A 1,895-nucleotide genomic window follows, 5' to 3' on the forward strand; every position below is an offset into this window, starting at 1 on the left:
AATTTTGGCGCATCAAAAATTTCTGTATATGGTTCTGCAACGGTTGAGGAACTGGAAGAAGCAGGAGCATTTGAAAATCTCAAAGTGGTGCCTGAGAAATCCCGGGAAGAAAGTGGACAAGACAAAAAAGAAAAGGAAGTAACCATTCCATTTTATAAAAAGCACAGCACTCTGCTCTATTCGCTACTATTTATCGCTTTTGGCTTCATTTCAATGTTGGTGAATGGTGATGACAATATTCTTACACCGCTGCTATTCATCACTTCCATGATTGTCGGAGGGGCTTCAATGCTGAAAACGGGTCTCCAGAATTTAGTCCGGTTTGAATTTGATATGCGAACCCTGATGACAGTCGCAGTGATTGGCGGTGTCATCATCGGAGAATGGGCCGAGGTCGCCATTGTTGTCATCTTGTTTGCCATCAGCGAAGCGTTGGAGCGTTTCTCGATGGATCGAGCAAGGCAATCCATCAGTTCATTGATGGATATTGCTCCTAAAGAGGCACTTGTCAGACGCAACGGACAGGAAATGACAGTGCACGTCAATGATATTGCTGTGGGCGATATCATGATTGTTAAGCCTGGACAGAAAATTGCTATGGACGGCGTAATTGTCAATGGCTACTCTGTAATCAACCAGGCAGCAATCACAGGTGAATCAGTGCCGGTTGAAAAATCGCTCGATGATGAAGTATTTGCAGGGACACTGAACGAAGAAGGCTTACTGGAAGTTAAAATCACTAAATTGGTTGAAGATACGACCATTGCCAAAATCATTCATCTGGTGGAAGAAGCACAAGGTGAGCGTGCTCCTGCCCAGGCATTCGTTGATAAATTTGCAAAATATTATACGCCTGCCATTATGGGTGTCGCAGTGCTGGTTGCGATTGTACCCCCGTTATTTTTCGGCGCGAGTTGGTCCACTTGGGTGTATCAAGGGTTAGCGGTTCTCGTTGTAGGTTGTCCATGTGCATTGGTGATTTCCACGCCGATAGCGATTGTTTCAGCAATCGGAAACGCTGCCAAGAAGGGAGTCCTTATAAAAGGCGGGGTCTACCTCGAAGAAATGGGTGGATTAAAAGCCATTGCATTTGATAAGACCGGCACACTCACAAAGGGCGTCCCGGTTGTAACCGATTATCGTTTAATCAACAATGCAATTGATGAAAAGGAAATGCTGGCAGTCATCACAGCATTGGAAGATCGTTCCCAGCATCCATTGGCCTCCGCGATTATAAAGAAGGCAGACAGTTATAACCTTCCTTATTCTGATATCTTTGTCGAAGACTTTTCTTCTATTACAGGCAAAGGGATACGGGGTAAAATCAATAATGAAATGTATTATGTTGGCAGTCCGGCATTATTTGAAGAGATACCGGCAACTAATTTCAATGATGCAATTAAAAGTGATATCAAAACACTTCAGGAACAAGGTAAGACCGTCATGGTTGCAGGAACGAAAAATACAGTTCAGGCAATTATTGCAGTCGCGGATGAAGTCCGCGAATCAAGTAAAGTGGTAATCCAGAATCTGCATCAGGCAGGCATCGAAAAAACAGTCATGCTTACGGGAGATAATCATAGTACCGCCATTGCGATTGGTGCACATGTTGGTGTCACAGATATTCAATCAGAATTACTCCCGCAGGATAAACTAGACGTAATCAAGCAACTAAAAACTGATTATCGTCATGTAGGCATGGTCGGTGATGGGGTCAATGATGCGCCAGCATTGGCAGCTTCCACCGTGGGTATCGCTATGGGTGGCGCCGGTACAGATACCGCTCTTGAAACAGCAGATGTCGCTTTAATGGGCGATGACCTGAGGAAACTGCCCTTTACCATCAAACTTAGCCGTAAAACATTGAACATCATCAAAGCGAATATCGCTTTTGC

1 protein-coding gene is annotated in these 1,895 nt (G+C 44.5%); it reads left to right on the forward strand.

From position 1 onward, the window contains the following. Nucleotides 1–1,895 (forward strand): heavy metal translocating P-type ATPase (locus BO48_RS16735; RefSeq protein WP_496369271.1); only part of this gene is annotated, 1,895 nt, incomplete at both ends.

It is taken from the genome of Lacicoccus kunmingensis DSM 17847 (genome assembly GCF_059568765.1).